Source organism: Chryseobacterium tongliaonense, from assembly GCF_041224435.1.
Lineage (GTDB): Bacteria > Bacteroidota > Bacteroidia > Flavobacteriales > Weeksellaceae > Chryseobacterium > Chryseobacterium tongliaoense.
This window is the reverse complement of the sequence record NZ_JBGFFD010000002.1, coordinates 703,835-727,323: the sequence shown is the minus strand read 5'-3', so window position 1 is coordinate 727,323 and position 23,489 is coordinate 703,835. Positions and strand designations below refer to the sequence as shown.

Below are 23,489 nucleotides of genomic sequence, written 5' to 3'. Positions count from 1 at the left end.
ATAATTCAAATATTTTTTTTCTTTCTATTTTTATGTATTATAAAAACTGATAAGCATGATTAAAAATATATTAGGATTAGACTTAGGAACAAATTCAATCGGCTGGGCTTTGGTTCAACAGGATTTTGAAAATAAAAAGGGTGAAATCCTTGGAATGGGGTGCCGGATTATTCCGATGTCTCAGGATATTCTGGGAGAATTTGGAAAAGGTAATTCTGTTTCCCAAACCGCTGAGCGCACAGGTTACAGAGGTGTAAGAAGGCTTCGTGAAAGATTTTTACTGCGCAGGGAAAGACTACATCGGGTTTTGAATATCTTAAGCTTTTTGCCGGTACACTATGCATCCCAGATAGATTTTGAAAGACGGTTTGGAAAATTCAAAGCGGAAACTGAACCTAAATTGGTTTATGATGGCAATGAATTTATTTTTAAAGCTTCCTTTGAAGAAATGCTGTCAGATTTCAAAAAACATCAACCACAGCTTCTGGAAAATAACAGGAAAATTCCTTATGATTGGACGATTTATTATCTCCGCAAAAAGGCACTTACCCAAAAAATTAAAAAAGAGGAACTGGCCTGGATTCTTTTGAATTTTAATCAGAAACGTGGATATTATCAATTACGGGGTGAAGAGGAAGATGAGAATCCTAATAAATTGGTGGAATTTTATTCGTTAAAAATTATGGATGTTTTGGCTGATGAACCTCAAAGAGGGAAATCGGACATTTGGTATTCATTGATTTTAGAAAATGGATGGATTTACAGACGTTCAAGTAAAATTCCTCTATTTAATTGGAAAAATAAAACAAGAGACTTTATTGTAACAACTGATTTAAATGATGATGGAAGTGTAAAAACGGATAAAGAGGGAAACGAGAAAAGGAGTTTTCGTGCACCGAGTGAGAATGACTGGACACTTATAAAAAAGAAGACAGAACAGCAAATTGACCAGTCCCATAAAACAGTCGGAGCATACATTTATGAAGCATTGCTACAAAATCCCAAGCAAAAAATTAAGGGAAAATTGGTCCGTACGATTGAAAGAAAGTTTTATAAAGAAGAACTGAAAAAAATTCTGGAAAAACAGAAAGAGTTTCACCCGGAATTGCAAAATGATGATCTATATAATGATTGTATAAGAGAATTGTATCGCAATAATGAAGCTCATCAGATAACATTGAGCAAAAAAGATTTTGTTCACCTGCTTTTAGATGATCTTATTTTTTATCAAAGACCTTTGAGAAGCCAGAAAGCTTCTGTTTCAAACTGTACTTTAGAATTTAGAAAATATAAAGATGAAAATGGAGTAGAACACACGCAATATTTGAAAACTATTCCGAAATCAAATCCATATTACCAGGAGTTTCGTGTCTGGCAGTGGATGTTTAATCTGAATATTTACAGAAAAGATGATGATACGAATACTACAAAAGAATTTTTAAGCAGCACGAAAGATTATGAGGGCTTGTTTGACTTTTTAAATAGCAGAAAGGAAGTTGAACAGAAGCCTCTGCTTAAATACCTCTTGGAGCAAAAAGATTTTAAAGGAAAATTACTTAATGCAGAGGTTGAAAAATACCGATGGAATTATGTGGAAGATAAAAAATATCCATGCAATGAAACCCGGACAATGATTTCAACAAGGCTGGAAAAGGTTGAAAATTATCGGTCTGATTTCCTGACAAGAGAAATGGAGCAAAGTATCTGGCATATTATTTATTCCGTGAATGATAAGACAGAGTATGAAAAAGCATTGAAATCATTTGCCCGTAAAAATAATCTGGATGAAAACTCATTTTTTGAAGCCTTTAAAAAGTTTCCACCCTTTAAAAGTGAATATGGTTCTTTTTCAGAAAAAGCCATTAAGAAATTGTTACCATTGTTACGATTAGGAAAATATTGGAATTGGGAAAGCATTGATAAAAAATCTCAGGAAAGAATTGAAAAAATCATCACAGGTGAATTTGATGAAAATATAAAAGAGAAGATAAGGGACAAAACGTTACATTTTACACATGAAAACCATTTCCAGGGCTTACCATTATGGCTGGCACAATATATAGTTTACGGTCGTCATTCAGAAGCTTCGGTTTTAGGGAAATGGAATTCCGCAGAGGATTTGGAAGAATTTTTAAAAGAATTTAAACAGCATTCGCTTCGTAATCCGATTGTAGAGCAGGTGGTTACAGAAACTCTTCGTGTAGTTAAAGATATTTGGATCAGGTATGGGAATGGTGTAAAAGACTTCTTTAATGAAATTCATATCGAATTAGGAAGAGAAATGAAAAATACGGCAGATGACCGTAAAAAACTGACCAATATGGTTACTGAAAACGAAAATACCAATTTTCGCATCAAAGCTCTATTAGCTGAAATGATGAATGATAATGAAGTAGAAAACGTTCGACCTTTCTCACCGATGCAACAGGAAATCCTTAAAATTTATGAAGATGGAGTCTTGAATTCTGAAATTGAAATTAATGATGATATTCTTAAAATCAGTAAAACAGCTCAGCCTTCTTCTTCAGATTTAAAGAGATATAAACTTTGGCTTGAACAAAAATACCGTTCGCCTTACACTGGAGAAATTATTCCGTTGAATAAATTATTTACACCTGAATATGAAATTGAACATATTATCCCCCAAAGTCGTTATTTTGATGATAGTTTTAGCAATAAAATTATCTGTGAATCTGCGGTTAATAAATTGAAAGATAACCATATCGGACTCGGTTTTATTAAACAGTTTCACGGAACAATGATAGAATGTGGTTTTGGAAAAAGTGTGCGGGTTTTTGAAGTGGAAGCTTATGAGGACTTTGTAAAAAAACATTATGCAAAAAACCGTAGTAAGAGAACAAAGCTTCTTTTAGAGGAAATTCCTGAAAAGATGATTGAACGTCAGCTGAATGACACGCGATATATCAGCAAATACATTTCCGGTGTACTATCCAATATTGTCCGGGTAGAAAATGGAACCGATGAAGGCGTAAATTCTAAGAATATTGTTCCCGGAAATGGAAAAGTGACAACACAATTGAAGCAAGATTGGGGGCTGAATGATGTTTGGAATGAATTAATACTTCCCCGTTTTGAAAGAATGAATCAATTGACCAATTCCAAGGATTTTACAGCTTGGAATGAAAATCATCAGAAGTTTTTACCTACCGTTCCGATTGAACTTTCAAAAGGATTTTCCAAGAAAAGGATAGACCATCGCCATCACGCTATGGATGCTTTGGTAATTGCATGTGCCACCAAAGACCATATTAATCTTCTCAATAATCAATCAGCTAAATCTGACATTAAGCGATATGATTTAAAAAGAAAGCTGATGAGGTTTGAAAGAGTAGTTTACAGTCATCCACAAACCGGCGAAAAAATTGAGAAGGAAGTTCCTAAACAATTTTTAAAGCCTTGGGATAACTTTACTGTTGATGCTAAAAACAAAATGGAAACAATTATCGTCAGTTTTAAACAAAACCTGCGGGTGATCAATAAAGCAACAAATCATTACGAAAAATGGGTTGAAAAAGATGGTATTAAAAGAAAAGAACTGATAAAGCAAGAAGGAATAAATTGGGCCATACGAAAACCGATGCATAAAGAAACGGTTTCAGGAAAAGTAGATCTGCCCTGGATTAAAATTCCAAAAGGGAAAATATTAACTGCTACAAGAAAGAGTTTGGATACTTCATTTGACCTGAAAATGATCAATTCAATTACAGATACGGGAATTCAGAAAATTTTAAAGAACTATTTGGAATTTAAAGGAAGTTCTGAACTTGCATTTTCACCTGAAGGAATTGAGGATATGAATAAAAATATTGAAAAATTTAACGATGGTAAACCACATCAGCCTATTAATAAAGTCAGGATTTTTGAATTGGGAAGTAAATTTCCTGTAGGTCAAACAGGAAATAAAAAAGATAAATATGTAGAAGCTGCCAAAGGAACAAATTTGTTTTTTGCGGTTTATGCGGGTGATAAAGGAAAAAGAAGTTATGAAAGCATTCCGCTGAACGAGGTAATTGAAAGACAGAAACAAGGATTATTTTCTTGTCCGGAAACTAATAAAAAAGGTGAAAAATTATTATTTTACTTATCACCAAATGACGTGATTTATTTGGTTGAAGAAAGAGATAATATGAATACAATTGATTTTAATATTTCAAATAAAGATCAAATTAATAATCTATATAAAATTGTAAGTTTTACAGGAAATCGTCTTTATGTAATTCCTTTATGTGTCGCAACAACTATAGTAAACAAATTAGAATATACTCAGCTTAACAAAATTGAGCTTACCAAAGAAAAAGAATTAATCTTTAAGCTCAAAGTTGGTAGTTTAGGTAATATTATAACTTTTACCTCGAATGATATCCGGAAAATTTTTAATAGGTAATAATCTTGATTTTAAAAATATAAAATATTCTCTTGACACGAATATTTTAATTTATGCATTTGAAAAATCAGATTATTATATTTCAGAAATAGCTATTAATTTAATTAGGCCAGGGGCGTCAATTTCTAATTATACTTTTCAAGAGTTTTTATTTAAACTGACAAAAAAAGGAATTTTAAAGAAAGATATTTCAAAAATGGGAATTGACTTATTAAATATATTAAATTTAAATAGAGTTGATAAAGACACATATCGATATGCACATCATTTAATGATTAAGCATAATTTTCAATTAGGAGACTCTATTATTGTAGCAGATGCAATTTTGAATGGTTATAACATTTTATATTCTCAGGATGATATGGGACATCACGGATTGATTGATAAAAAATTAAAAATTATAAATCCTTTTAAATGATTATTTTATGATCACCCGTTCTATTTACATAGGGAATCCAGCTTACCTTAAACTCAAAGATGAGCAAATGAAAATCCTTTGTCCTGAGACGAAATCAGAGAAGGGAAGTATTCCTGTAGAAGATTTAGGGTTGCTGATGCTGGATCATTTTCAGATTACGATTTCACATCAACTTATTCAGAAAATGATGGGGAATAATGTGGTAGTGATCAGTTGTGATCATCATCACTTACCACACGGAATAATGCTCCCGATATATGGACATACCGAACATTCTGATAGAGTAAAAGATCAGTTGGAAGCCAGCGAACCACTTAAAAAACAACTTTGGAAGCAAACCGTTGAGTGTAAGATTGAAAATCAGAAAAATGTTTTGGTAAAATTGGGAAATTATTATGAGCCTATGCTGGAATATCAGAAAAATGTAAAAAGTGGTGACATTACTAATATGGAAGGCATTGCAGCTCAACATTACTGGAAGTATCTTATCAGTTTGGATTTTCTTAGAGAACGTTATGGAGATTCCCCAAATCAGTTCTTTAATTTTGGATATTCTGTTTTACGGAGTATTGTTGCCAGAGCAATTGTTGAAACAGGATTGCTTCCCGTTCTCGGAATTTTCCATAAAAATAAATATAACCCCTACTGTCTTGCTGATGATTTAATGGAGCCTTATCGGCCGTTTATCGATTGGCTGGTAATGCGGTGGTTAGAAACAAATTCCGGTTCTGAAGAGTTAACCAAAGAATTTAAAACCCATATTCTGCAGATTGCAACAAGGGATGTAAGAATTGATGGTAAAACAAGACCATTATTAGTCGCTATAAAAATGACGGCCAGTTCACTTTATAAATGTTATACGGGGGAAAAACGACTGATCTCTTATCCTGAACTGATATGAATGCCGAAAGGTTTAATGCATACCGGATTATGTGGGTTTTAGTATTATATGATCTTCCGACCGAAACCAAAGCAAATATGAAAGATGCTAACCGTTTCCGTAAGGCTTTGATTGATGATGGATTTACACTATTTCAGTTTTCAATGTATGTCAGGCATTGTCCAAGCCGTGAGAACGCAGAAGTTCATATCAAAAGAGTAAAATTTATGCTTCCAAAAGCAGGAAAAGTTGCTATAATGTGCATTACAGATAAACAGTTTGGTGATATTGAAATTTTCTTCGCCAGAAATAAAGAAGAGCCACCACCGACCTTTCAACAACTTGAATTATTCTAAATTTTAAATCCTAAAAATAAAAACAATCTACTGATTTTCAGTAGATTGTTTTTTGAGGTTGTGACTAATCACGAAGATAATAATTTTTGAAAGCAATTCACAACCGTGTTTCCTGTTAGCATTTTTCTGATTGAGTTGTGACTAATCACGAAGATAATAATTTTTGAAAGCAATTCACAACATATTGCATGGCTATGCGGACAGTTTGGCGGTTGTGACTAATCACGAAGATAATAATTTTTGAAAGCAATTCACAACTCCTCTGCTATAATAGCTATGGCTGTGATCGTTGTGACTAATCACGAAGATAATAATTTTTGAAAGCAATTCACAACAGCTGGTAGAGGGCAGATCTAATAGAGTATGTTGTGACTAATCACGAAGATAATAATTTTTGAAAGCAATTCACAACAGTACGATCTATCGGATTTAAACAAATCATGTTGTGACTAATCACGAAGATAATAATTTTTGAAAGCAATTCACAACAGTGCATCAGAGGATAACCGTAACCCTTTTGTTGTGACTAATCACGAAGATAATAATTTTTGAAAGCAATTCACAACAGGTGGGAATAGGAAAAAATGCTACATTTGGTTGTGACTAATCACGAAGATAATAATTTTTGAAAGCAATTCACAACAAGCCTCTTGTAATTAAGAGGCTTTTATATGTTGTGACTAATCACGAAGATAATAATTTTTGAAAGCAATTCACAACAAAAGAAATAGCAGGCCAAAAGAATATTACGTTGTGACTAATCACGAAGATAATAATTTTTGAAAGCAATTCACAACAGCATGGCCCTCTTGACGGACTCGTTGCCCGTTGTGACTAATCACGAAGATAATAATTTTTGAAAGCAATTCACAACTGGAACAAAGGAGCGAATAGCCTGTCCTTAGTTGTGACTAATCACGAAGATAATAATTTTTGAAAGCAATTCACAACTATCAAATTATGAAACTGTATTAAAAAATTGTTGTGACTAATCACGAAGATAATAATTTTTGAAAGCAATTCACAACTCTATTTCCTAAATTTTCTAATTGTTCAATGTTGTGACTAATCACGAAGATAATAATTTTTGAAAGCAATTCACAACCGTGTTTCCTGTTAGCATTTTTCTGATTGAGTTGTGACTAATCACGAAGATAATAATTTTTGAAAGCAATTCACAACATATTGCATGGCTATGCGGACAGTTTGGCGGTTGTGACTAATCACGAAGATAATAATTTTTGAAAGCAATTCACAACTCCTCTGCTATAATAGCTATGGCTGTGATCGTTGTGACTAATCACGAAGATAATAATTTTTGAAAGCAATTCACAACAGCTGGTAGAGGGCAGATCTAATAGAGTATGTTGTGACTAATCACGAAGATAATAATTTTTGAAAGCAATTCACAACAGTACGATCTATCGGATTTAAACAAATCATGTTGTGACTAATCACGAAGATAATAATTTTTGAAAGCAATTCACAACAGTGCATCAGAGGATAACCGTAACCCTTTTGTTGTGACTAATCACGAAGATAATAATTTTTGAAAGCAATTCACAACAGGTGGGAATAGGAAAAAATGCTACATTTGGTTGTGACTAATCACGAAGATAATAATTTTTGAAAGCAATTCACAACAAGCCTCTTGTAATTAAGAGGCTTTTATATGTTGTGACTAATCACGAAGATAATAATTTTTGAAAGCAATTCACAACAAAAGAAATAGCAGGCCAAAAGAATATTACGTTGTGACTAATCACGAAGATAATAATTTTTGAAAGCAATTCACAACAATCTCATGTTTCCTCCAAGTACAATCATAGTTGTGACTAATCACGAAGATAATAATTTTTGAAAGCAATTCACAACATCGCCTCAGACTTTATAAAACAGTTTGTGGTTGTGACTAATCACGAAGATAATAATTTTTGAAAGCAATTCACAACCAGAAAGGCTATTATAAAGTTAATACCACTGTTGTGACTAATCACGAAGATAATAATTTTTGAAAGCAATTCACAACTTTTTACCCATGCACTCCGCCCATAGCTCCGTTGTGACTAATCACGAAGATAATAATTTTTGAAAGCAATTCACAACGAGTTTTTTCGTGTACCTCTATTATCTCCTGTTGTGACTAATCACGAAGATAATAATTTTTGAAAGCAATTCACAACGAAAGTTCACCCGATTGTATAGAATCCCATGTTGTGACTAATCACGAAGATAATAATTTTTGAAAGCAATTCACAACATGATCTAGTCTAGGCTGCACAATTGTAAGGTTGTGACTAATCACGAAGATAATAATTTTTGAAAGCAATTCACAACTATCTGATGGATATAAGCTACTCATATCTAGTTGTGACTAATCACGAAGATAATAATTTTTGAAAGCAATTTACAACAATCTGTTTTACATCGTTTTAAGGATGAAAGTTGTGACTAATCACGAAGATAATAATTTTTGAAAGCAATTCACAACAGAAAGAATAAATGTATCATGATATATGGTGTTGTGACTAATCACGAAGATAATAATTTTTGAAAGCAATTCACAACAAGGTATCCACGGTATTACGGATTAATAACGTTGTGACTAATCACGAAGATAATAATTTTTGAAAGCAATTCACAACGCCCATGAGCCCTGCCATCATAGCATAAGGGTTGTGACTAATCACGAAGATAATAATTTTTGAAAGCAATTCACAACGGGATCGGTACCGTGATGTGAGTAGGCAAAGTTGTGACTAATCACGAAGATAATAATTTTTGAAAGCAATTCACAACCCCCTATAAGTTTTATAAGTTGCATATATGGTTGTGACTAATCACGAAGATAATAATTTTTGAAAGCAATTCACAACGCAGAAGAGGATTGCGGAGAATGCAAGATTGTTGTGACTAATCACGAAGATAATAATTTTTGAAAGCAATTCACAACACTATGGCTGTTTTAACTTCCTCTGATAATGTTGTGACTAATCACAAAGATAATAATTTTTGAAAGCAATTCACAACTACATGGGTTAAAAAAGTGATAATACCAGCGTTGTGACTAATCACGAAGATAATAATTTTTGAAAGCAATTCACAACTAGGTTGACGGATGTTTTAGTTTCTTTTTCGTTGTGACTAATCACGAAGATAATAATTTTTGAAAGCAATTCACAACCAGTTAGTACCAGCCCATCTGTTAAGCCTAGTTGTGACTAATCACGAAGATAATAATTTTTGAAAGCAATTCACAACCTTTTGATGATGAACAAGACGGCAGACCAGGTTGTGACTAACCACGAAGATAATAATTTTTTGAAAGCAATTTACATTTAACAACAAGAGTAAACCGATTCTACATTTGCTCATTCTAAATATAAGAAAATGTAAAAACGACAGACTTATACCACTAATTTAAAGTATACGAACTTGATATGTAGTTTAAAACAAAAATTTTTGCGGTTTTTGGAATTATTGATAAAATAAAAATTTAATAAATTCAAAATTCTAAAGATCAAACATATATGAAATCTATTATACTATTTTTTTCTTTACTTGTTTTTCTCATGTCCTGTAATAAGAAACAGGAGGAAGATAGAGACAAATATTTTTATAATCTCACACAAGAGCTGTCTCCTGTTTACAAAGAAATTGATGAAATTAGAACAACATAGCAAAGTGAATTTAAAAATCTGAAAATACCAATGATGAAAAATACCCGATAACTTCAAAATATTGCCATATTATTTATATCAGCATAGCGTGTTTAAACATAATCCAATTTGTTGAAATCTTTTCATTAAACTTTAATACATTTGTACTTTGTATTTTTTTCTTCGTATTTTGCCCCGCGGAATATTTGATTAGCAAGCATTTCATTCTTCTTCTCTTTGACTTTCTTATTTTACTATATAATAAGTTTGTCCTTTATAAGATGAAGCTGGTAGGTGAATAATGCGATCTTATTAAACTTAAAATCACGTTTAAGTACCTTTTTGTATTTTAAGTTTATACTTTTCTCGGCAATTTGGAATTGGGCTTTCGGCTTTTTGGAATTGTTGATTGTAAAAGTGAAATGGCTAAACTGTAAAATGGTGATTGACTATTTCACGATTTCGCAATTTTACCTTACTAAATTAATTACTATGTTATTAGAACAGTTAGAAAATTCCCCGGAAACCATTCAATTCAAAGAAGTTATAGCTTATATTGATGAGCATTACGATTTTATCCCGACAAAATTTAAAAACGGAAATACAGTAAATGAGGCAGACCAAAACAACGGCTCATGCAAAGTTTTCAGTTTTGCAAAGCTGAGCAACCTTACCAAAGAACAGGTATTGAACCTTTTCGGAGAATTTTACAGAGAAGATGTTTTAAAAAATCCGGAAGGAACGGATCATCAGAACATCAGAAACTTTATGGAATTCGGTTGGAACGGGATTTCTTTTGAAGGAGAGGCTTTGAAAAACAAATAAATAAGGTTAATCAAAGGCGCAAAATTGTACAGTTGATGCTAGTTTGCATAGAGACCTTTACGTCTTTGCGTTTAACAAAATAAAAAACGAGAAACCATGTCGTCCAATAAAAATGCCCTTATCCGCTACAAAACATTGGATAAATGCCTTAAAAACAAATACCGGAAGTATACGCTTAAAGACCTTATTGATGAGTGTTCTGAGGCGTTATTTGAATTTGAAGGTAAAGAATCTTTTGTGAGTAAAAGAACCGTTCAGCTTGATCTGCAGAATATGCGCAGTGAAAAGTTCGGGTATGAAGCTCCGATTGAAGTGTATGAAAGAAAATATTACCGTTACAGTGATCCGGATTACAGCATTCATAATATTTCCGTGAATGAAAGCGATCTGAAGGCGATGAACAATGCCGTACAGATTTTAAAGCAGTTTAAGGATTTTTCAATGTTTAAAGAAATGAACGGGGTAATTCAGAAACTAGAAGATTCCATTCATTCTACCAGTCAGAAATCTATTATTCATCTGGATAAAAACGAACAGCTGAAGGGCCTTGAGCATATTGATGCATTGTATGAAGCCATCATCAACAAAAAAGTACTGAATATTCTTTATAAAAGCTTTACAGCAAGGGAATCCAGTTCCTATATTGTACATCCGCAGCTGCTGAAGGAATTTAACAACCGGTGGTTTTTGATCTGTCAGCATAAACAGAAAATGTATAATCTGGCTCTGGACAGGATGGAGACCATTAAAGTTGAAGACACAATTCAGTATATTGACAAAGATCTTGACGGGGATGAATATTTTAAAGATATTGTAGGAGTTACGGTTTCAGATACCATGAAGTCCAGGAACGTAGTATTCTTTGTTGACGCATCGAACGCGCCTTATGTGAAAACAAAGCCTTTACATAAAAGTCAGGAGATAATGAGCGAAACCGAAGAGGGAACACTGTTTAAAATTTGTGTTCAGATCAATTTTGAGCTGGAAAGACTTTTATTGGGGTTCGGAGACTGCCTGATTGTTCACAAGCCGAGAAAACTGAGATTGAGAATGGAGGATAAGTTTAAAGCAGGAAGTAAGAATTATCAGAATCTGGTAATTCCTGATGATGATTTGTAATTAATTATGGCTTGGAAATTGTATTTATTTTGAAAATAGACATTATGAAATCAAGAATATTCAAGGCGTTACTTGCCATTGTAGTCCCTATAGCGATTGATTTTATCGTTAAGAAGGTTTCCGAAAAGCTGAATGAAAAGAAAGATGAAAAGCAGCTCCCTGCTTAGAATTAAAAAAAGACTGTTTATAAAAAGACTGTTTATAAAAAGACAGTCTTTTTTATATGAAATCGTAAATTCCGTTTTTCCAGCCCAGCACTTTTGAAGTATCAGCCTGCAGCCAGTTTTTTAAGATGGTAGCATATACTTTCCTGAAATCTTCCGAATAGACCAAATCGCCTTCATTCAGGTTTTGCAGGTCGGGAAGAGCATTAAGGATTCCTTTCTTTTTTAATCCGCCACTGATGAAAAACATTTGATTGGCAGTTCCGTGATCGGTTCCGTTACTGGCATTCTGAGCGACACGGCGTCCGAATTCAGAGAAAGTCATCAGGAGAATATTTTCGAAAAGCCCGTTAGACTTCATATCACGTACAAAAGCTTTTACCGCTTCATTGATGTCATTGAAGAGTTTCTTCTGGCGGTCATTTTGATTCACATGGGTGTCGAAACTTCCTACAGAAAGATAATATACCTGGGTATTGATATCTGATTTTATCAGGGATGCAACGGTTTTAAAATCTTTTCCCAACTGTGAATTCGGGTAGGTTTGACCGGTCATTTTTGACTTGCTTTTTTCAAAAATATAATCTGCATTATTAATCGTTGAGCCAAGTGTCTGGTACAGGTAAGAAACAGTTTCGTCGTCATGATGATGGTCATACAATGATTTAAAATATTTTTCCTGGCTGGTCTGGTAGAGCCTTTTCGGATCTTTAAATGCAAAAGCTTTATTGTTTTCCCCTTTTAAAGCAAGACTCAGCATATCATCAACTTCCAGGGCCTGGGTCGGATGGTCACAGCGGTAGCATTCCTCATCAAGAAAACGCCCAATCCAGCCTGTTTCCAGATATTCATCACTTTTACTTGCAGAGTGCCAGATATCCATGCTGCGGAAATGGGATTTATCAGGATTGGGATATCCTACATTATTCATGACAGAAAGTTCTCCACTGTCGAAAAGCTCTTTAAAATAAGACAGAGCAGAATTGATTCCCGTTTCATCGTTGAGCTGCAGGGAATCTTTAATGGCAATACTGTTTCTTTCTCTGAAGTAAATGTCATTTTTTACAGGAATAATAGTGTTTAAACCATCATTTCCACCTGTAAACTGGAGCACTACCAAAATCTTCCGGTTGGGTTCCAGAGCAGGATCCAATGCCATTGATTTAAGAAAATTGGGAACCAGCAATGAAGCACTGGCTAATGAACTTATCTTAAGGAATTCTCTTCTTTTAATTAACATGACTTTTTTATTTAAGTTACAGTTTGCAGTTCTGAGATGGTTACATCAGCTGATATTCCGGTGTTGACATCAGGTTGATGACATTCATTTTTATGCTGTTATCTGAAAAGTTTTTCACGGAATTCATATCCAGTGTCTTTGTACTCTGAATCAGATAATCCTCACATTTTTTATGAGCAAATGTTTTTTCAACCCGGCTCCAGTCGATAGTAATATTGGGATTTTTAAAAGCTTTGTTTAAAGCGGTCTCCCGTGATTTCATTCCCATATCAATGTCGTCATCCTGGCGTGGGCTGTACTCAAGAGGCCTTAAACCTGACCAGATCTGTGGAATCTGGAGTCGAAGCATTAAAGTTGAGCTGTCGATCCATGATTTTCCGCTGGGCCAGCCCGAAACATTCGGCGGATAAAGAAGCATTTGCCCAAGCAGTTTTTGATAAACGATGAGGTTTTCCGGATTCTGAATATTCATCGGCAGCATTCGCATCATTCCGGTCATTAATTCAATAGGAGATTTTATCCTGTTACCGATGTTTTTCTGATCATAAAACCATGAACTTGAAAATATTTCGGTCATGAGTTTTTTAATATCATAATTTGAATGATAAAAGCTCTCACTCAACGCATTCACCTGATCACTATCGATATTTTCATTGACAAAAAACCGGTACACCTTACTGCAGATGAACTTTGCGGTGGCTTTTTGTTCAAGAATAATATTTAAAGCATCCGTTCCTGTAAAATTTCCTGTTTTTCCCAGAAAGGTTTTGACTCCTTCATCGTGTAATTTATTCCTTTCCTTAAAGCTTCCCGTTTTATCATAGCCCCATCCTGTAAAGGCTCTTGCACCTTCTCTCACATCTTTTTCGGTATAATTTCCCCTTCCCATCGTAAACAGTTCCATCACTTCCCGTGCAAAGTTTTCATTCGGATGGTCTTTTTTATTCTGCTGATTGTTCAGGAAATTCAGCATTGCCGGTGACTGGCTTACCTCAAACAGCAGATCTTTAAAATTTCCCAGTGCATTCTTCCTGATGCTATTCAATAGTTGTCGGTTAAACTTTGGATTGATCACTCTTGATGCAAAGTGGCCATGCCAGAAAAAAGCCATCTTTTCCCTCATCTGTTCATTGCTGTTGATCATTTTGTTGAGAAAATTCAGGTTCAGTTCATTATTCTGTTCCCGGTTGATTTTTTGAATTTCCTTTTTCTTTTCGGCAGGTGTTTTATCACTCATATAATCAATGATTTCCACATCCGGAGTATCGTAATTAACTTCTGTAAAACCATTTTCATTAAAAAGCTCTTTAATTAAGTTCTTAATGTCTTTCTGTTCCAGATCATCTACCTGGGAGATTCCGGGACCAAAACCTGCCCGCCAGAGAAGATGCTTATTGTTGATTAGGGAAGAAACTGCCATAGAAGATTTATTTTTTTGATGGGTTTACAGAAAGAAGGTTAAAAGAATAACGGTTAATAATTTTTAATATTACAATTAGGGAGTAATAGTTATAAGTTATAAATTATGAGTTATGAGTAATAGGTAATGATGATGGCAGGTTAAATTGTCTGATATTTTTCTAAATTTCCTACTTCGGCTTTTCTTTTATTCTAACATCTAACATCTAGCTTCTAACCTCTACTTCTATTAAACAAACATTTAGTTTTTAATTGATTGTAATTCATTCTTTTGCGTGTTTCTCTAATGTTAAAGTATACTTTCATATCCGGCTTTGGCATGATTTTTACAGATTCATGAGTAGTAAAATTTAAAAAATCAGAGTTATGAAAATGTTTAAACAAGCAGTTTTACTAGCTGGAATTTTAACGGCTGGAGCCTTAAGCGCACAAAGTGTGCAGATGAATAATATGTTGAAGGTAGGTGCAAATGTTGGTTTGGCTGTTCCTGCAGATAACCTTTCTGCAGCAGTAGGAGTTGATGTAGCGTATCAGAACCTGATCACTCCGGGATTTGGACTGGGTATTGCAACAGGTTATAGTCACTATTTCGGTAAAGAAAACAACGGATATAAGAACAATGATGTGGGAGTAGTACCGGTTGCTGCTTTACTTAGAGTATATCCTAAGCAGACAGGTTTCTATTTCGGGACCGACTTGGGATATGGATTCCTTGTAGGGGATGATAAAGTAGCTTCCAACAGCACGGTTGACAGACCGGACGGAGGATTCTATATCAAACCTGAGATTGGATATCACAACAGAGACTGGAATTTCTTTGTACAATACCAAAAGGTATTTGTAGGAGATAAAGGTGATTTAGCCGGCCAGGATTATAATGTGGGGAATCTTGGAGTAGGGTTTTCTTACAATATTCCATTAGGAAAGTAGTTAGATTTTTATATAAACAATTATTAACCAAAACCTTTTCATTTTTTTGAAAAGGTTTTTTATTACGACACACGATTTCCGAAAACTATTATTATATTTGATAAAATTTGCGATTATGAATTTGAATCCAAAATTTCCACTGTATTTACCGGGCGTGAAAAACGGTAATAATGATAATGTTTCTATCATTGGAGCAAACCTGCGTGAAGATATTACTACATTAGGCTATTTCGTTTCAGGAAACGGAGGCCTTGAAATAAAAACAAAAAATACATATTCTACTAAAGATTATTCTTCTTTTTCAGAAATTCTGAAAAAATTTATTCAGGAGAATCAACTGGATAATGCCAAACGTTTGGGAATGGCAGTTCCGGGACCTGTGCTCAACGGGAAAAGTAACCCTGCGAGATTGGGATGGAGCCTGGATGCAGAAGAAATTAAAAACGATTTCGGATTTGAAAAAGTAGATATGCTGAATGACCTGGAAGCTTCGGCTTACGGGATGGCACTTCTTGAAGACAGTGACCTGGATGCGATCTATACGAGCGGTCATTTAGAAAATGGGAATGTGGCTATTTTAGCACCCGGAAACGGATTGGGAGAGGCCGGATATTTCTTTGACGGAAAATACTTAAGACCTTTCGCAACAGAAGGCGGGCATTCCGAATTCTCACCGAGAACTAATGTTGAAGTTGAATTTTATCAATTCTTAAATAATATTTACGGAATTGTAAGCTGGGAGAATGTACTTTCTAAAACAGGGTTATTTAATATCTACAGGTTTTTAAGAGATGTTAAAAGACATCCCGAGCCTGAATGGCTGGCTGATCGTTTTGCTAACGGAAACTTTACCCAGGAACTATACAAAGCAGCAATGGAAGATGATGTATTGATCTGTAAAATTGCCCTGGACACTTTCCTTGAGTTTCTGGCAAGAGAAGCCAACAACCTTACCTTAAAGCTTAAAGCAGTGGGTGGGTTATTGATCTCAGGGGATATTCCTCAGATGCTGATTGATTATATGGATAAGGCTAAATTTTATGAAAAGTTTAAAATAAGTGATAAGATGGAAGACATGCTCAGAAATATTCCGATTTACCTGATCAAGGATAATCTCACGGGATTAAATGGGGCAGCACTCTATACTGCTTATTTTCAAGAATAAAATACAAACTCCGGATTTCCCGGAGTTTTTTGAGTGATATTATTCATGAAAATAATTGTTTTTATTGATATACATCAATGAAATCTATTGAATAAGATGGTTACATTTGCACCGTTAAATAGAAACAATAAATAATAACTTATTCATGAAAAAAATATTTTTATTAGCAGTATTAGCTGGTGGTTTAGCTTTCGGGCAGTCAAAAAAAGTAGTAGCATCTGATGTTCACTGGTGGGGATATAAAGTTGCGAAATCTGAAGCAAGTTCTCACGACGGTACTGTAAAAGTAAAATCAGGGAACATGGTGATGAAAGGAAACCAATTAGTAGGAGGATCTTTCGTTCTTGATATGAACTCAATTACGTCTACCGATCTTACAGGAGAATACCAGGGGAAATTAAACGGTCACCTTAAAAACGGTGATTTCTTCGAAGTGGAAAAATACCCTACAGCTGCTTTCAAAATTACTTCTGTAAAAAAAGGAAGTGATAAAATCTACAATTATACGGTAACAGGAGACTTAACGGTAAAAGGAAAAACAAACCCTGTTTCTTTCCCTGCAAAAATTGCTTACAGCAAAGGGGTGGTAAGTTTAGTATCTGATAAATTCTCTTTCGACAGACAGAAATTTGATGTTGCTTACAAATCTACAATGCAGGATGTTTTTGTGAAAGATGATATCGATATGATCGTAAAAGTGACTGCTAAATAATTTAATCAAAAAAAGATTGTTAAAAGTGTAGAAGTTCTACACTTTTTTTTATTTTTGTTGAATTGTAAATAAAAAAGAATGAAAAGACTACTATTGTTTGCGATGATGTGTGTGAGCATGTCATTTGTTTTTGCTCAAAAGAAATTTGATAAAGTTTCCAAGGTTACTTCGTCCGAGATCAGATGGTGGGGATATAAAGTTGTAAAAACTGAAGCTTCATCTCATTCTGGAACTGTAAAATTAAAGAGTGGAAAATTTAATTTTGATAAAACGGTTTTGGTTGACGGTGAATTTGTCATTGATATGAGAAGCTTAATGGCTGGAGATGTTTCTGACGAAGATCAGATAAAATTAACCAATGATCTTAAAAGCACTAACTTCTTCGAAGTTAAAAAATTCCCGATTGCTAAATTTCATTTGACTAAAATTATCCCTTTAGCAAACAGCGAATATAATTCTACAGTGTACGGAGATGTGACGATCAAAGGAGTGAGAAAAACAATCACTTTCCCTGCTAACGTATATGTTACTCAGTTTACCGTTGTGATCGAATCTGCTAAATTCTCATTAAACAGAAGAGACTTTAAAGTATTCTACCAATCTTCATTGAAAGATTATTTCATCAAAAACGAAATGGATATTCAGTTCAGGGTTTCTACAGAAAAATTGGATAATGAAAACAGGGTTCCTGTGAAAAAGAAATAAAAGTTTATCACTTTTAATGATAAAAATAAATATGGATAACTTTCAATAGTTGTCCATATTTTTTATTTTAGCAGTATGAAAATCTATGTTATAAGCGGGCTTGGTGCAGATTTTAAAGTACTGGAAAAATTACAGTTTCCGGCTCAGCATGAAGTTGTTTTTATCGACTGGCTGATTCCTGAAAAAAATGAAAGTTTTTCAGAATATATCGATAGGATGACAATGAAGATCAACAGTTCCGAACCTTTTTATCTTTTAGGATATTCTTTCGGGGGATTATTGGTGCAGGAGATCCATAAAAGAAAGTCTGCAGAAAAAGTAGTGATCATGGGAAGCATAAAATCCGATAAGGAAAAATCAAAACTGATAAGAGCAGGAGAAATTACAAGAATTCCTAAAATCTTACCTGTACATTTTTTTAACGAAAAAAGTGCTAATGTTTATGGAGTAGTGAGAAAATTTTTCGATCCTAAAAATCCCAGGGTTTTGCAATATTTCAGAGTGAGAGACCCTTATTATTTAAAATGGTCTATTGAGAAAATATCAGATTGGAAGTTTGAAGAAACCCCGGAAGTAATTCAGATATTGGGAGACCGGGATATCGTTTTCCCGATTAAAAACTCAAAGCCTGATTATATTATCAAAGGCGGGACCCATCTTTTTCCGGCCACAAAATATAAAGAAGTTTCAAAAATACTCAATGAGGTGTTTAAATAATAAATGTATATTATTTCAATTTGGGTTGAATTTATTTGGGGTTAATTGAAATAAATATATGTTTTTATAAAATTTATAATTAATTTTGACAGGGTTAAATGTAAATTTTATGAAAGTAGGCCTTAAATGGATTGTTTCTTTTGCAATCATCAGTCTTGTAGCAATAGGTGGATTATTCTGGAGTCCGATCGTAAATTTTCCCAATACTGGTGAGTTTTTAAGCGAAGATAAAATAGTAGGTGCAGATGTAGCCTGGATTCTTGCGGCAGCGGGCCTCGTACTCCTGATGACTCCCGGGTTATCTTTTTTCTATGGCGGAATGGTGGGAAAGAAAAATGTAATTTCCACAATGCTGCAAAGCTTTATTGCCCTCGGAGTGATCTCTATTTTGTGGGTCGTAATCGGTTTTTCTTTATCATTCGGTGATTCCTTAGGCTTTGAAATTAATGGAGAACATTACGGAATTATCGGGAATCCGCTGAGCTATCCCTTTTTCAGCCGTGTAGGCGTTTTACCTCATAAAATGATGGCATCTACAATTCCCTTTATCCTTTTTGCCCTGTTTCAGATGAAATTTGCTGTCATTACGCCGGCATTGATTACCGGTTCTTTTGCAGAAAGAGTCCGTTTTATCTCTTATCTCCTGTTCATGGTGCTTTTCAGCATCTTCATTTATACCCCTCTTTGTCATATGGTGTGGCATCCCGATGGCCTTCTGAATAAATATTTCGGAGTAAAAGATTTTGCGGGTGGAACCGTTGTACACATGAGTGCCGGATTTGCAGCTTTAGCAGGCACAATGGTTTTAGGAAACAGAAAAAATCCGCATCATGAGCCCTCCAATATTCCCTATGTGCTCTTAGGAACAGGAATGCTTTGGTTCGGATGGTTCGGATTTAATGCAGGTTCGGCATTGTCTGCCAATGCAACGGCAGCAAATGCTTTCGGTACCACAACTATTGCTTCAGCTTCTGCGATGATGACCTGGATTTTTTTTGACAGGATTAATGGAAGGAAAATTTCAGCTTTGGGAGCGTGTATCGGTGCTGTAGTGGGATTGGTTGCCATCACTCCGGGCTGTGGTTTCGTTTCGGTTTCCGAAAGCCTTTTTATAGGTTTTATTTCGGCCATCGTTTCAAATGTTATGGTCAATTGGAAAGCATTGAAAAAAATAGATGATACATTGGATGTTTTTGCCTGTCATGGAGTCGGAGGAATTATGGGAATGATCTTAACGGCAATTTTCGCTCACGGAGAAAATGCAAGCCTTCTGCATGGTGGATTCGAAGTTTTTGCCCATCATATGATGGCTTTGGTACTGGTTTCCGTATTTACATTTTTCGGATCCCTGCTTTTATATAAAATTACAGACCGTATTATTACCCTGAGAGTATCAGAAGAATCCGAAAGCCTGGGACTGGATATTTCTCAGCATGAGGAGAGTCTGAAATGGTAAAAAAATAAGTTTCTTAAATATTTATTAATCCTGATAATGGCTGAGTTTCATAAGGATTTATCATGTATCTTTGTTATGAGGAAAATGATGATTTATTTATGGAGTCAATATCAGTTTTTGAGATTATTAAAGTAGGGATAGGTCCGTCAAGTTCACATACAATGGGACCATGGAATGCAGCAACATCTTTTATTAATTTAATTAAAAGAGAAAAATCGCTTGCCGATGTTAAAGAAGTTTTTCTGGAATTTTACGGTTCTCTGGCTAAAACCGGAATCGGGCACGGAACCGATATTGCTGGAATGCTCGGCTTAAACGGTGAAAATTTCAGAATCATCGATACCACGAAAATTGATGAAAAAGTAGCAAAAATAAAACAGGATCAGATCCTGAATCTGGGTGGTGAAAAAGAAATACCTTTTATTTATGGGCATCACCTGATCCTTAATATGCAGAAATCCCTTGATTTCCATCCCAACGGAATGATCTTCAAAGCCATTTTCAATGACGGAACTGAACTTATACAGGATTATTATTCTGTAGGCGGTGGTTTTATTGCAACTCAGGAGAAAAACTCAATTGAAAAAGACTGCGTACGTACCTTATATCCCTGTCATCACGGTTCGGATATTGTAAAATATTGCGAAAGATTCGGGTTTAAAAAGTTTTCCGATCTAATTTTCGTTAATGAAGAAAGCTGGAGAACACAGGACGAAACAAGAAAAGAAGCCCTGTACATCTGGCAGCAGATCAAAGAATGCATTTATAAAGGCGTAAACAAAGAAGGGGTTTTACCGGGTGGTTTAAATGTTTCAAGAAGAGCAGCCGGAATCAACCGAAAACTTTTAGGTGATAAGATCTATAAAAATAAAGATGAATGGTTCCAGCTGGTAGTAGATGCAGAAGAGAATTTCACCAACATCAATAAATGGATCGCCTGTTTTGCATTAGCTGTAAATGAGGAAAATGCAAGCTTCGGCAGAATCATTACAGCTCCTACAAATGGAGCAAGCGGGGTAATTCCTGCCGTTTTGATGTATTCCCAGGCTTTCACTTCATTCATTAGCGACGATGATATTGTAAGATTCCTGTTAGTTGCAGGAGAAATAGGCACATTATTTAAAAAAAATGCAACAATTTCCGCAGCGATGGGAGGTTGCCAGGCAGAAGTAGGAGTTTCATCGGCAATGGCAGCAGCCGGGTTGACCGAGATTTTAGGCGGCAGCGTAGGACAGGTATTGATGGCAGCCGAGATCGCCATGGAACATCATCTGGGATTAACCTGTGACCCGATAAAAGGACTGGTACAGATTCCATGTATTGAAAGAAATACAATGGGAGCCATAAAAGCAATTACTGCAGCGAATATCGCTCTTGAAAGTGATCCTACCAAAGCAAGGGTGACACTTGATGAAGTCATTCAGACGATGTGGGAAACCGCACAATCGATGAGTGACCGTTTTAAAGAAACCTCTGAAGGCGGATTGGCGATTGCAGTGAATGTCCCGGAATGTTAGAATTATCTAGACCTCAAAAAGTTTTAAATCTGTTTTATTAACCACAGATTATCACAAATTTCCACAGATGTTTATCTAAGGTTGTTTGTAAAGTTTAATACCTGAAAAATAAGGTACAAATTGAAAATCGAAGGGTTTCATTACCTGACCTTGGAGACTGTAGCGTTAAAAAAATAAATTTTGTGAACGTTAAAAAAATTCTTCTGTCTGAGTGCAGGACAAATTTTCAATATAAAATAGCAATAGTTAATCCGCACGAGTTTTAGAATTTTTAGAGATCAAAATTTATTTTTAGCAAAAAGATCCAGTCTTGACTTTTTGTTTCTTTTGTGTTAAGACAAAAGAAAATAAATTTAAATCTACTTTATTAACCACAGGTTTTTACAAATTTCCACAGATGTTTGTCTAAGAATGTTTTTATGACTTAAGTTTAATACCTGAAAAATAAGGTACAAATTGAGAATCGAAGATTTTCATTACCTGACCTTGGAGACTGTAGCGTTAAAAAAATAAATTTTGTGAACGTTAAAAAAAATCTTCTGTCTGAGTGCGGGATAAATTTTCAATATAAAATAGCAATAGTTAATCCGCACGAGTTTAGAATTTTTAGAGAACAAAATTTATTTTTAGCGAAAGGATCCAGTCTTGACTTTTTGTTTCTTTTGTGTTAAGACAAAAGAAAAATAAATTTAAATATGTTTTATTAACCACGGATTTTCATAAATTTCCACAGATGTTTGTCTAAGATTGTTTCTTTTGTGTCAAGATAAAAGAAAAAGACATTCCGTCAGAATCAAAAACAAAAGGAAGAGGATTACTTATCCAGTATTCCTCTTATTTTATTAGCATTCGCAATCAGTTCTCCAAGATATTCATAATTTTCTTTTTCCAGGGCAGCCTTAAACTTTCTAAGCTGTGAGATATGTTCGTTCAGTACATCCAGAACATTTTCTTTATTTTGCTTAAAAATGGGAACCCACATTTCAGGATGGGATTTTGCAAGTCTTACCGTACTTGAAAAACCGGAACTTGCAAGCTGGAAAATAGTATCTTCTTCGCGTTCTTTTTCCAGAACTGTATTGGCTAAAGCATATGACGTAATATGTGAAATATGTGAAATATAAGCGGTGTGAACATCATGATCTTCTGCATTCATATAAATTAAATGCATATCAAGGCTCTCTACAATTTTTTCGACAGTAGCCAAAGCATCAGCTGCAGATTCTTCCTTATTGCAGATTACGCCGGCTTTTCCTGAGAAACTTTCGGCAACTGCTGATTTAGGGCCACTGTTTTCGGTTCCCCACATCGGGTGGAAAGCTACAAACCTTGAACGGTTCGGATGATCTTTTACAATATTTACAATACCTGCTTTCGTAGACCCTGCATCCATTACGGTCTGGTTGGCGGAAATTAAATCCAATACAGCCGGTAAAATATTCCGTGCAGCATCTACGGGAATGGCTACGATAATAAGATCCGAATTTTTAATGCCATATTCCAGATCTACTTTGGCATCAATGATTTTTAAATGCAAGGCCTCATCCAGATGCCTGCTGCTGTTATCAATTCCATATATAAAATCTGCGATTCCTTTTTCTCTTAATTTTAAAGCAATCGAACCTCCGATGAGGCCTACTCCAATAATACTTATTTTCATTTTTCTGTTTGTTAAAATAAAAAACCCCGTCCTAGGACGAGGTTGTATGCTGTATTCATAAGAATCCCTATCCCAGATCTGAGTTAAAAATTCTATAATAATATGTTTCTTTATTTGTAATCACGAAGCGAAGGTATAAAAT

At 34.6% G+C, this 23,489-nt stretch carries 17 protein-coding genes and 1 CRISPR repeat array; of the genes, 14 read left to right on the top strand and 3 right to left on the bottom strand.

Going from position 1 to position 23,489, the window contains the following annotated elements; all coding sequences use genetic code 11:
* The first annotated feature begins 55 nt into the window (after positions 1-55).
* The 7 genes from cas9 to AB8P06_RS07370 all read left to right on the top strand — a co-directional run bounded on the left by cas9 (position 56) and on the right by AB8P06_RS07370 (position 11,829).
* A complete protein-coding gene (gene cas9 / locus AB8P06_RS07400; protein WP_369840005.1) occupies positions 56-4,405 on the top strand; it encodes a type II CRISPR RNA-guided endonuclease Cas9 in 4,350 nt (1,449 codons plus the stop codon).
* Positions 4,377-4,823: a PIN domain-containing protein gene (locus AB8P06_RS07395; RefSeq protein WP_369840002.1), complete on the top strand. Its 447-nt coding sequence runs from the start codon at positions 4,377-4,379 to the stop codon at positions 4,821-4,823. The genes cas9 and AB8P06_RS07395 overlap by 29 nt, the downstream gene beginning before the upstream one ends.
* A 7-nt stretch (positions 4,824-4,830) precedes the next feature.
* On the top strand, positions 4,831-5,724 hold the full coding sequence (gene cas1 / locus AB8P06_RS07390) for a type II CRISPR-associated endonuclease Cas1 (RefSeq protein ID WP_369839999.1): 894 nt from the start codon (positions 4,831-4,833) through the stop codon (positions 5,722-5,724).
* Positions 5,721-6,059, top strand: coding sequence for a CRISPR-associated endonuclease Cas2 (gene cas2 / locus AB8P06_RS07385; RefSeq protein ID WP_007842732.1), 339 nt, complete (start codon positions 5,721-5,723; stop codon positions 6,057-6,059). The genes cas1 and cas2 overlap by 4 nt, the downstream gene beginning before the upstream one ends.
* Positions 6,060-6,116: 57 nt before the next feature.
* Positions 6,117-9,320: a CRISPR direct-repeat array (repeat unit 47 nt; unit sequence GTTGTGACTAATCACGAAGATAATAATTTTTGAAAGCAATTCACAAC).
* Positions 9,321-10,210: 890 nt separating this feature from the next.
* On the top strand, positions 10,211-10,543 hold the full coding sequence (locus tag AB8P06_RS07380; RefSeq protein ID WP_369839995.1) for a HopJ type III effector protein: 333 nt from the start codon (positions 10,211-10,213) through the stop codon (positions 10,541-10,543).
* Positions 10,544-10,639: 96 nt separating this feature from the next.
* Complete coding sequence (locus AB8P06_RS07375) at positions 10,640-11,662, top strand: helix-turn-helix transcriptional regulator (protein ID WP_369839992.1); 1,023 nt, start codon at positions 10,640-10,642, stop codon at positions 11,660-11,662.
* 44 nt (positions 11,663-11,706) lie between these two features.
* Positions 11,707-11,829 (top strand): hypothetical protein, encoded by a 123-nt coding sequence (locus tag AB8P06_RS07370; protein WP_007842728.1) that lies wholly within the window; start codon positions 11,707-11,709, stop codon positions 11,827-11,829.
* A 52-nt stretch (positions 11,830-11,881) separates the two neighbouring features.
* On the opposite strand, the gene AB8P06_RS07365 is transcribed toward AB8P06_RS07370, so the two are convergent.
* A complete protein-coding gene (locus AB8P06_RS07365; RefSeq protein ID WP_369839988.1) occupies positions 11,882-13,066 on the bottom strand; it encodes a DUF1501 domain-containing protein in 1,185 nt (394 codons plus the stop codon).
* A gap of 40 nt (positions 13,067-13,106) precedes the next feature.
* Entirely contained in the window at positions 13,107-14,486 is a 1,380-nt protein-coding gene (locus tag AB8P06_RS07360; protein ID WP_369839985.1) for a DUF1800 domain-containing protein, read from the bottom strand.
* A gap of 365 nt (positions 14,487-14,851) precedes the next feature.
* On the opposite strand from AB8P06_RS07360, the gene AB8P06_RS07355 reads away from it, so the two are divergent.
* From AB8P06_RS07355 to AB8P06_RS07325, 7 genes are all read left to right on the top strand, one after another.
* Positions 14,852-15,415, top strand: a complete 564-nt coding sequence (locus tag AB8P06_RS07355) for a hypothetical protein (protein WP_369839982.1) — start codon at positions 14,852-14,854, stop codon at positions 15,413-15,415.
* A gap of 115 nt (positions 15,416-15,530) precedes the next feature.
* Positions 15,531-16,580, top strand: coding sequence for a glucokinase (locus AB8P06_RS07350; RefSeq protein ID WP_369839979.1), 1,050 nt, complete (start codon positions 15,531-15,533; stop codon positions 16,578-16,580).
* 145 nt (positions 16,581-16,725) lie between these two features.
* Positions 16,726-17,292 carry a YceI family protein gene (locus AB8P06_RS07345; protein ID WP_369839976.1) on the top strand — a complete coding sequence of 189 codons (567 nt, stop codon included), beginning with the start codon at positions 16,726-16,728 and terminating at the stop codon, positions 17,290-17,292.
* A gap of 78 nt (positions 17,293-17,370) precedes the next feature.
* Positions 17,371-17,997 (top strand): YceI family protein, encoded by a 627-nt coding sequence (locus tag AB8P06_RS07340; protein ID WP_369839973.1) that lies wholly within the window; start codon positions 17,371-17,373, stop codon positions 17,995-17,997.
* A gap of 75 nt (positions 17,998-18,072) precedes the next feature.
* The gene (locus tag AB8P06_RS07335) at positions 18,073-18,714 is read left to right on the top strand and encodes an alpha/beta hydrolase family protein (RefSeq protein WP_369839970.1); all 642 of its coding nucleotides are present in this window, start codon (positions 18,073-18,075) and stop codon (positions 18,712-18,714) included.
* 109 nt (positions 18,715-18,823) lie between these two features.
* Positions 18,824-20,170, top strand: a complete 1,347-nt coding sequence (locus AB8P06_RS07330) for an ammonium transporter (RefSeq protein ID WP_369839967.1) — start codon at positions 18,824-18,826, stop codon at positions 20,168-20,170.
* A gap of 98 nt (positions 20,171-20,268) precedes the next feature.
* A complete protein-coding gene (locus AB8P06_RS07325) occupies positions 20,269-21,687 on the top strand; it encodes an L-serine ammonia-lyase (protein WP_369839964.1) in 1,419 nt (472 codons plus the stop codon).
* Positions 21,688-22,501: 814 nt separating this feature from the next.
* Here the strand turns inward: AB8P06_RS07325 and AB8P06_RS07320 are convergent.
* The gene (locus AB8P06_RS07320) at positions 22,502-23,347 is read right to left on the bottom strand and encodes a prephenate dehydrogenase (RefSeq protein WP_369839961.1); all 846 of its coding nucleotides are present in this window, start codon (positions 23,345-23,347) and stop codon (positions 22,502-22,504) included.
* Positions 23,348-23,489: the final 142 nt, after the last annotated feature.

Coding starts and splice junctions, on each gene's coding strand:
- cas9 (WP_369840005.1), top strand. CDS start 56: ATGATTAAAAATATATTAGGATTAGACTTAGGAACAAATTCAATCGGC.
- AB8P06_RS07395 (WP_369840002.1), top strand. CDS start 4,377: ATGATATCCGGAAAATTTTTAATAGGTAATAATCTTGATTTTAAAAAT.
- cas1 (WP_369839999.1), top strand. CDS start 4,831: ATGATCACCCGTTCTATTTACATAGGGAATCCAGCTTACCTTAAACTC.
- cas2 (WP_007842732.1), top strand. CDS start 5,721: ATGAATGCCGAAAGGTTTAATGCATACCGGATTATGTGGGTTTTAGTA.
- AB8P06_RS07380 (WP_369839995.1), top strand. CDS start 10,211: ATGTTATTAGAACAGTTAGAAAATTCCCCGGAAACCATTCAATTCAAA.
- AB8P06_RS07375 (WP_369839992.1), top strand. CDS start 10,640: ATGTCGTCCAATAAAAATGCCCTTATCCGCTACAAAACATTGGATAAA.
- AB8P06_RS07370 (WP_007842728.1), top strand. CDS start 11,707: ATGAAATCAAGAATATTCAAGGCGTTACTTGCCATTGTAGTCCCTATA.
- AB8P06_RS07365 (WP_369839988.1), bottom strand. CDS start 13,066: ATGTTAATTAAAAGAAGAGAATTCCTTAAGATAAGTTCATTAGCCAGT.
- AB8P06_RS07360 (WP_369839985.1), bottom strand. CDS start 14,486: ATGGCAGTTTCTTCCCTAATCAACAATAAGCATCTTCTCTGGCGGGCA.
- AB8P06_RS07355 (WP_369839982.1), top strand. CDS start 14,852: ATGAAAATGTTTAAACAAGCAGTTTTACTAGCTGGAATTTTAACGGCT.
- AB8P06_RS07350 (WP_369839979.1), top strand. CDS start 15,531: ATGAATTTGAATCCAAAATTTCCACTGTATTTACCGGGCGTGAAAAAC.
- AB8P06_RS07345 (WP_369839976.1), top strand. CDS start 16,726: ATGAAAAAAATATTTTTATTAGCAGTATTAGCTGGTGGTTTAGCTTTC.
- AB8P06_RS07340 (WP_369839973.1), top strand. CDS start 17,371: ATGAAAAGACTACTATTGTTTGCGATGATGTGTGTGAGCATGTCATTT.
- AB8P06_RS07335 (WP_369839970.1), top strand. CDS start 18,073: ATGAAAATCTATGTTATAAGCGGGCTTGGTGCAGATTTTAAAGTACTG.
- AB8P06_RS07330 (WP_369839967.1), top strand. CDS start 18,824: ATGAAAGTAGGCCTTAAATGGATTGTTTCTTTTGCAATCATCAGTCTT.
- AB8P06_RS07325 (WP_369839964.1), top strand. CDS start 20,269: ATGGAGTCAATATCAGTTTTTGAGATTATTAAAGTAGGGATAGGTCCG.
- AB8P06_RS07320 (WP_369839961.1), bottom strand. CDS start 23,347: ATGAAAATAAGTATTATTGGAGTAGGCCTCATCGGAGGTTCGATTGCT.